This window comes from Streptodolium elevatio, from assembly GCF_040649515.1.
Lineage (GTDB): Bacteria > Actinomycetota > Actinomycetes > Streptomycetales > Streptomycetaceae > Yinghuangia > Yinghuangia elevatio.
Map to the genome: position 1 here is coordinate 1 of NZ_JBEZFP010000228.1, position 7,955 is coordinate 7,955.

General features: G+C 73.4%; 7 protein-coding genes. 2 read left to right on the forward strand and 5 right to left on the reverse strand.

The annotated features are described in order from the left end of the window. Positions 1–85: 85 nt before the first annotated feature. Complete coding sequence (locus AB0C36_RS41855) at positions 86–1,264, forward strand: winged helix DNA-binding domain-containing protein (RefSeq protein WP_358364740.1); 1,179 nt, start codon at positions 86–88, stop codon at positions 1,262–1,264. A 65-nt stretch (positions 1,265–1,329) separates the two neighbouring features. Here AB0C36_RS41855 and AB0C36_RS41860 read toward each other — a convergent pair whose 3' ends face one another. Genes AB0C36_RS41860 through AB0C36_RS41880 form a run of 5 tightly spaced genes read right to left on the reverse strand, consistent with a single transcriptional unit; the run spans position 1,330 to position 6,370 of the window. Continuing rightward, the gene (locus tag AB0C36_RS41860; protein WP_358364742.1) at positions 1,330–1,710 is read right to left on the reverse strand and encodes a RidA family protein; all 381 of its coding nucleotides are present in this window, start codon (positions 1,708–1,710) and stop codon (positions 1,330–1,332) included. A 39-nt stretch (positions 1,711–1,749) separates the two neighbouring features. Continuing rightward, a complete protein-coding gene (locus tag AB0C36_RS41865) occupies positions 1,750–2,751 on the reverse strand; it encodes a sugar kinase (protein WP_358364744.1) in 1,002 nt (333 codons plus the stop codon). Between the two features lie 14 nt (positions 2,752–2,765). Continuing rightward, on the reverse strand, positions 2,766–4,031 hold the full coding sequence (locus AB0C36_RS41870; protein ID WP_358364747.1) for an alanine racemase: 1,266 nt from the start codon (positions 4,029–4,031) through the stop codon (positions 2,766–2,768). Continuing rightward, positions 4,028–4,807 carry an IclR family transcriptional regulator gene (locus tag AB0C36_RS41875; protein ID WP_358364750.1) on the reverse strand — a complete coding sequence of 260 codons (780 nt, stop codon included), beginning with the start codon at positions 4,805–4,807 and terminating at the stop codon, positions 4,028–4,030. The genes AB0C36_RS41870 and AB0C36_RS41875 overlap by 4 nt, the downstream gene beginning before the upstream one ends. A gap of 9 nt (positions 4,808–4,816) precedes the next feature. Continuing rightward, positions 4,817–6,370: an N-acyl-D-amino-acid deacylase family protein gene (locus AB0C36_RS41880; protein ID WP_358364752.1), complete on the reverse strand. Its 1,554-nt coding sequence runs from the start codon at positions 6,368–6,370 to the stop codon at positions 4,817–4,819. 251 nt (positions 6,371–6,621) lie between these two features. Between AB0C36_RS41880 and AB0C36_RS41885 the strand changes: the two genes are divergently transcribed. Further along, the gene (locus AB0C36_RS41885; RefSeq protein ID WP_358364755.1) at positions 6,622–7,899 is read left to right on the forward strand and encodes an extracellular solute-binding protein; all 1,278 of its coding nucleotides are present in this window, start codon (positions 6,622–6,624) and stop codon (positions 7,897–7,899) included. Positions 7,900–7,955 lie beyond the last annotated feature (56 nt).

A 7,955-nucleotide genomic window follows, 5' to 3' on the forward strand; every position in this document is an offset into this window, starting at 1 on the left:
CGGGCAAGGTCCGCAACGCGGCGAGCGTGCGTGCCACGGCCCGCGGGCCCGGCGAGAATTTGAAGACACGACCTAGGGTTGGTTGATGCGCATCGGAGTGGATCAGCGGCGGGGGCGGCTCGGGCGGCGGCACATGTTGGCCCCCTCGCATCGTGTGGCCGGGGTGGTGGAGATCGCGGACCGGCTGGTCGGGTTGCATGCGACGGACGCCGCGACGGTGGTGTTGTCGGCGCGGGCGCGCTCGGCCGAACGGGCGGGCGTGGTGGACGCGTTGGACCAGGCGTTGTACGAAGACCGCTCGCTCCTGCGGATGCACTGCATGCGGCGCACGCTGTTCGTGGTGCCGGACGACCTCGCCCCCGCATTGCAGGTGTCCACCACGCGCGCGGTCGCCGCGCGGGAGCGGGCGAGTTTCCTGAAGCTGCTGGCGGCGACCGGAACCGGCCGGGACGCCGCCTGGCTGGCGAAGGCCGAGGACGACGCGCTGGCCGCGTTGCGCGGGTTCGGATCGGCGGCCCGCGTCAACGACGTGACCGCCGAGGTGCCCGCCCTCCAGGAGACGGTCACCCTGTCGCCGGGCAAGCCGTACGAGGCGGTGCAGCGGGTCGGGAGTTCGGTGCTGCGGCTCCTCGCGATGGACGGGCGCGTGCGGCGCGGCCGGCCGGTGGGCGGCTGGACGTCGGGGCAGTTCCGCTACGAGCCCGCCGACGCGATGCCCGAACTCGACCCGGACGACGCACGGGCGGAGGTGGTACGCCGCTGGCTCGCGACCTACGGCCCCGCCACCACCGACGACATCAAGTGGTGGACCGGCTGGCCGGTCGGCGACGTACGCCGCGCACTGGCCCGCATCGAGACGGCCGAGGTCGGGGTCGCGGAAGGCCCCGCATGGCTGCTCGCGGATGACGCCGAGGGCGCCGACGGCGGCGCCGGCGTCGACGAACCCTGGGCCGCACTACTGCCCAGCCTGGACCCGGCGACGATGGGGTGGCGGCACCGCGACTGGTACGTCGACCCCGAGTTGCGCCCCCAGCTCTACGACACCGCGGGCAACGGCGGCCCGACCGTGTGGTGGAACGGCGAGATCGTCGGCGCGTGGGCGCAGCGTTCCGACGGCGAGATCGTGTGGCGCCTGCTGCTGGACCGGGGCGCCGAAGCCCGCAAGGCGGTCGAGGCGGAGGCGGAGAACCTGCGGACCTGGCTCGCCGCGAGGAAGTACGTCATCCGCTATGCCACGCCCCTCACCCGGGAGTTGACGGCGTAGAAGCGGTGGAGACGCCTGCGGGCCCGCGTCCCCCGAGGACACGGGCCCGCGCGCACGCGCTCACCTCAGGGGCGGCGGGCCACGACGTCGATCTCGACGAGGATGTTCATCAGGTCGGAGCCGACCGTGGTGCGGACCGGGTACGGCTCGCTGAAGTACTCGCGGTACACCGCGTCGTAGCCGGCGAAGTCGCGCTTCAGGTGCTCCAGGTGGGTCGTCACCTTCACGACATGGCTGAAGTCCAGGCCCGCTTCGGCGAGGACGGCCTTGAGGTTGTCGAGGGTCTGGCGCGTCTGCGTGGCGATGTCGTCGCCGACCGGCTGCCCCGTCTTGGGGTCGTTGGGTCCCTGGCCCGAGGTGAAGACGAAGTCACCGGTGTCGATGCCCTGGGAGTACGTGCCGCCGGGGGCGGGGGCGTCGGAGCTGCGGAGTTCCTTGCGGGGCATGTGCGTTCGCTTTCCGGAGTGGGTGTTGGAGGGGCAGGCTCAGCGGGCGACGGCGTCGTCCGCGTCGAGCAGTTGCAGCAGAGCGAGTTCGTCGCGGCGCGGCAGGCCTTCCCAGTCGCCGTGCACGGTTACCGCGAAGGCGCCGGACGCCGCCGCGGTCGCCAGGCGCGCCAGGACGTCGGCACCGGCGAGGAGTTCGGCGAGGTAGCCCGCCGCGAAGGCGTCGCCCGCGCCCACCGGGTCGACCGCGTCGACCTGGTGCACCGGGGCGTCGTACGCGACACCGTCCACCACCGCGACCGCGCCGCGCGCGCCGCGCTTGACGACGACCTGCGACGGCCCGAGCGCGGCCAGGGCGTATCCGAGTTCGAGCGGTGAGGCGCCCGGGCCACGCGGGTCGCCGAGCACGAGGCGCGCCTCCGCCTCGGTCGCGAACAGCACGTCGCAGCGCTCCACGAGGCCGCGCAGTACCGGCGCCGCGACGGCCGGAGGCCACAGCGCCTGACGGTAGTTGAGGTCGAGCGACACCGTGACGGCGCCGCCGCGGGACACGAGCGCGGCCTCGACCGTGTCGTACGCCGACTCCGACAACGCGGGCGTGATCCCGGTCAGGTGCAGCAGCCGCACCTTGTCCGCCAGCCCGGCCGGCAGGTCGTCCGGGGAAAGCCGCGAACCGGCGCTGCCCGCGCGGTAGTAGTTGACCTCGGTGGCGGCACTCGTGCGCCGCGCCTTGACCATCAGGCCGGTGGGCGCTGCGGGGTCGACCACGGCGTACGAGACGTCCACGCCCTCGCCCGCGAGCGTGCCGCGCACCAGGCGTCCGAACTCGTCGTCGCCGACGCGCCCGATCCACGCCGTCCGCACCCCGAGCCGGGTCAGGCCGACGGCGACGTTGGACTCCGCGCCGCCGATCGCCACGTCGAGCGAACGCGCGTGCCGCAGCGGGCCGATGCCCGGCGCGCACAGCAGCACCATCGTCTCGCCGAGGGTCAGGACCTCGGGCGGGCCGCCGCCGAGCGCGTTCATCTGGATCCCGTCCACATCTGGTGTCCCCCTCAGAAATAGGTGCGCAGTACGTCGACCACGCGGTACTCGTCGTCCACCACCGGGATCACCCGCCACTTGTCGAACGCCGTACACGGGTGCGAGATGCCGAGGCGCACGACCTCGCCCGGGACGAGCGCGGTGCCGCGGGTTTCGACGTACGCGTGCTGGTCGTCCAGCTTGACCACCGCCGCGTCACCCGCCGGGCGCAACACGCCGTCGGTGCCGCGGACTTCGAGGGGAGTGGGCAGATCGATGTCGAACGGGACGTCGCGGCGCCCGGCGCCCAGCACGGCCAGGCCCGGTTCGGGCGCCGACAGCACCTGCGCCCAGACCTCCAGCCCGCCGGCGAGGCGGCCCTCCTCGGGGTGCCGCCGGAACGGCGTGGCGCGGCTGTAGTAGCCGTCGTCATGGGACACGTACGCGCCGCTGCGCAGGATGACCTGCCGCCGGTCGCGCAACGGGCCGAGGACGTCGACCACCGCGTCGAACCACGCGCTGCCGCCCGCCGAGACGATCGGCAGCCGCCCCTGGGGAACCAGGTCGGCGACGGCGTCCCCGAGCGCGGCGAGGTCGCGCAGCCAGGCGGAGACGGCCTCGGTGTCGGGCAGTCCGCCTTCGTACCCGGCCGCGCCGACCACGGACAGGCCCGGTCGGGCGGCGGCCGACCGGGCCAGGTCCGCGGCCTGGGCGACCGAGCGGCAGCCGGTACGCCCGCCCGGTCGGCCCAGCTCCACGACCACGTCGAGCCGTCCGCCCGGCACCGCGGCCACCGCCTCGGCGGCCGCCCCGACGCCTTCGGGGGAGTCGACGTAGAACACGAACTCCCAGCCCGCCGCCGATTGTTCCGCGGCCCAGCGCAGCGCCCGGCCGTCCAACAGCTCGTTGGCGAGGAACACGCGCGGCACACCGAACGTGCGTGCGGCCAGGGCCTGATTGGCGGTGGCGACGGTGATTCCCCACGCGCCCGCCGCCAGTTGGTCCGCGAAGAGCCTCGGAGCCATCGACGTCTTGCCGTGCGGCGCGAACAGCACGCCGTGCCGCCGCGTGTACGTCGACATCGTCGCGATGTTCGCGGTCAGCACGGACTGCCGTGCGACCATCACCGGGTAGGCGAACGGGCCTGAGAACAGATCGAGTTCGCCACCGCGCAGCACCTCTGCGGTGAGTCCGCCCGAGTCGGTGGCCCACAGGCCCTTGTCGAACGGGCCGAAGGATTCGGCGTCTTCCGCCGACGGTCGGCCCACCGGCTCGTCGGCCGCGTCGCGGGCGCTCATCGCGTGGCCCCCAGCACCTTGGAGACCCGCTGGGCGGCGGCCGCGACCGACGGCCCGAGTTCGCGCACGCGCGCGGCGGTGATGCGCGAAGTGAGCCCCGACACCGACAAGGCGCCGGTCACGGCGTTGTCGTGGTCGAAGATGGGTGCGGCCACGCAGCGTACCTCCGGTTCGTTCTCACGGTCGTCGACCGAGTACCCCCGGGCGCGGATGCGGGCGAGTTCGCCGCGCAGCGCCTCGGGGCCGGTCAGCGTGCGGGTGGTGATCGGCGGCAGCCCGGCGCCGATCACCAGGGACACCACGTCCTCGGGCAGCCAGGCAAGCATCGCCTTCCCGACCGCCGTGCAGTACATAGGCGCGCGGGAGCCGATGCGCGAGGCCATCCGGACCTGCGTCTCGTTCTCGACCTTGTCGATGTACACGACGTGCGGGGCGTCCGGCACGCACAGGTGCACGGTGCCGCCCCACTCGCGCATCAGCCGGTACGCCTCGTCGGACGCGACGCTGCGCAGGTCGAGGCTCGCGAGGTACGCCTGCCCGAGCGCCAGCGCCCCCGGCCCCAGCCGGAAGTGCCCGGACTCCCGGTCCCGGGCCAGGAGCTGGGTGTCCAGCAGCGGCGTCGCGAGGCGCAGCACCGTGCTCTTGGAGAGGTCCAGCGCCTCGGCGATGTGGGTGAGCGTCAGGCTGGGGGCGCCGCCGGCCTGGTCGCGCACGTATTCGAGGACGAGCAGCGCGCGCCGCAGCGACGCCGACTGGTTCCGGTCCGTCGTGGTCATCGTCCGCCCCTACCTCGGTCGCAGCGGTCGGCCGGGGGTGCGCCCGGTCAGCTCTCCGCCTGCCAGCACCGGTACGCCCGCCACCAGCACGTCCGCGATGCCGTCGGCGACCCGCCGGGCGTCGCCGTAGTCGGCGCGGTCGGCCACCGTGCGCGGGTCGACGACCGCGAGGTCGGCGGCCATGCCGGCGCGGACCAGGCCGCGGTCGGTCAGGCCGAAGCGGCGGGCCGGATGGGCGGCGAGGTGGACCGCGGCCTGCTCCCAGGTCCAGTCGCCGAGCTCGACGACGTGCCGGGCCAGCAGCCGGGCGAAGGCGCCCCAGCCGCGCGGGTGCGGGCTGCCGCCGATGTAGATGCCGTCCGAGCCGCCGATGTGGGCGGGGTGGCGCAGCAGTGCGCGGACGGACTCGTCGGAGTTGGTCGGGGGCTGGTCGAACACCGCGCTCGCCTGGAGGTCCGTGGCGATCAGCAGTTCGGCGCAGAAGGCGGCGGGGCTTGCCCCGACCTTGCGGGCGGCGTCCGTGAGCCGCATGCCCTCGGACCACGCGAAGTCCTCGGCGGGCACGTGGGCCAGGGTGATGCGCGGCCACAGCTCCGGGTCTGTCTCGGCGGCGAGCCGGGCTCTCACGCGCGGGTCGGTGAGGGCGTCGCGGGTGCGGTCGAGGTCGGGGTCGTCGAGCTCGCGCGGCAGCGCCACCATTGCGAGGATGCTGCATCCGCGCAGGTAGGGGTAGGCGTCGAAGGTCAGGTCGATGCCGTCCGCGCGGGCGTCGTCGACCATGGCCACCAGTTCGGCGGCGGGGCCGTGGTAGTGCGACACGTGGGTGGCCACGCCCGAGGCCCGGGCGACGGCCAGGAGTTCGGTCATCGCCCCGGAAGCCGCCGACTCGTAGCCGCGCATGTGGGACACGTGCGGCAGGCCGCGCCGGGCGGCGACGCGGGTGAGCGCGGCCAGCTCGGCGGTGTCGGCGTACCGGCCGGGGATGTACTCCAGGCCGGTCGAGATGCCGCACGCGCCCTCGTCCAGCGCCTGTTCGACCAGGCCGGCCATCACCGCCAGGTCGGCGGCGTCGGCCGCCCGGTCGGTCGGGCCGAGCGCGCTGTGCCGCACGGTGCCGTGCGGCACGAGGTACGCGGTGTTCAGCGCGGTGGTGCCGGTGTACGTGGCGAGCAGCTCGGCGACCGTGACCGGCCCGTCCCCGAGCCCGGGGTGGGGGCCGTTGATCGCCGCGAAGTACCGGGTGGCGAAGGCCAGCGCCGCCGCGGTCGCGGGGGCGTACGACAGGCCGTCCTGGCCGAGCACGAACGTCGTCACGCCCTGCCGCAGCGCCGCCAATTGCACGGCCGGGTCCAGGACCGCGGCGTCGCCGTGCACGTGCGCGTCGACGAAGCCGGGGGAGACGTACCGGCCCGTGGCGTCGATCTCCGTCGCGGCCCTGGCGCCGGGCAGCGCGCCGACTGCCGCGATGCGCCCGTGGTCCACGGCGACGTCGGCGCGGAAGGCGGGGGCACCGGTGCCGTCGAGCACCCAGCCGCCGCGCAGCAGCACGTCGTACACGCACATCCTCCGAAGCGTCCGAGATCCACGCGGACCCATGATCGGTCTAGACCATTGTGCATGCGTGGAGCAATGACCAGGGACGTTACGGCCAAGAAAGCGGCGAGTGCCACATACGCAGCATCGAGTTTTGCACTGCACAACGTTCGCCGATGCGTCTTGTCGCGGCTTTCGGACCTTCCCTAACGTCCCGCAGCACCCGGCACCGGACTGCCCCGGCCTCAGGAGGAAACGTCGTGAAGATCCGCAGATGGACCATGCTCGCCCTGTCGGGCGCGGTCCTCGCCGCCGCGTCGGCGTGCGCCCCCGGCACCGCGTCCAAGTCGGACGCCAAGGACGAGCAGACCGGCACGGTCAAGGTCTGGCTGTACGACGAGGCCAACCGCGCGCCCAAGGAAAAGGTCGTCAACGAGGCCGTCGCCGAGTTCACGGCCACGCGCCCCAAGGTCAAGGTCGAGGTCAGCTACATACCCACCGACGCCGGGCCGCGCGCCGAGAAGATGAAGGGCGCGTTCAACGACCCGAACAGCGCCCCCGACGTCGTCGAGTTCGGCAACACCGACCTGTTCGGGTACGTCGCCGCGGGCGGCCTCGCCGACATCACCGCCGACCTCGCCGGCTGGTCCGAGGCCGGCGACCTGCCGCAGGACCTCAAGGACACCACCACCGTCAACGGCGCGCAGTACGGCCTGCCGTGGTGGATCGGGCTGCGCTCGCTCTACTACCGCACCGACGTCTTCACCGAGCTGGGCATCAAGGCGCCGACCACCTACGCCGAGCTCGTCGAGGCGGCCAAGAAGGCCCGCGCCGCGAAGCCCGAGATGTTCGGCATCGCGGTGGGCGGCAAGTACACGTTCGGCGCGCTGCCGTTCGTGTGGGCCTCGGGCGGCGACCTGGCGGCGCAGCAGGGCGGGGCGTACAAGTCCGTCATCGACTCGCCCGAGTCGCAGGCCGGCGTCAAGGCCTACACCGACCTGTTCGCCAAGGACATCTGCCCCGCCGAGCAGTGCGCCGACCTGACCGGCGGCAAGACCGTCGAGGCGTTCTCCGCGGGCAAGGCGGCGATGGCGATCCTGCCCAACTCGTCGCGCAGCGCCGTCGAGGCGGGCGTCCAGGGCAAGTACGCCGTCGTGCCGCTGCCCGGCCTGACCCCCGGCTCCGTCGCCCCCGCCTTCTCCGGCGGCAACGACCTCGGCGTCATGAAGTCCACCCAGCACCGCAGCCTGGCCGTCGACTTCATGAAGGTCCTGGCCGGCAAGAAGTACCAGCTCGCGATGTTCGACGCGATGGGCAACCTGCCGACGCTGGCCACCGCCCGCGCCGACGTGGTGGCCAAGGACCCGTTCCTGAAGCCCTTCATCGACACCCTGAACGCCGGCACCAAGTTCGTGCCCAAGGACGCCGCGTGGGCCAAGATCGACGCGCAGAGCATCGTCCCGACCATGCTCCAGAAGGTCGTCACCGGCAAGTCCGACGTCGCCGGGGCCACGAGCGAGGCGGCGGGCGCGATGAACGCCGCGTTCGCGGGGAAGTAGCGGACCCGCGTGCCCGCCCCCACCACGAGCCCCGCGCGGGCGGACCGGGAGAAGGA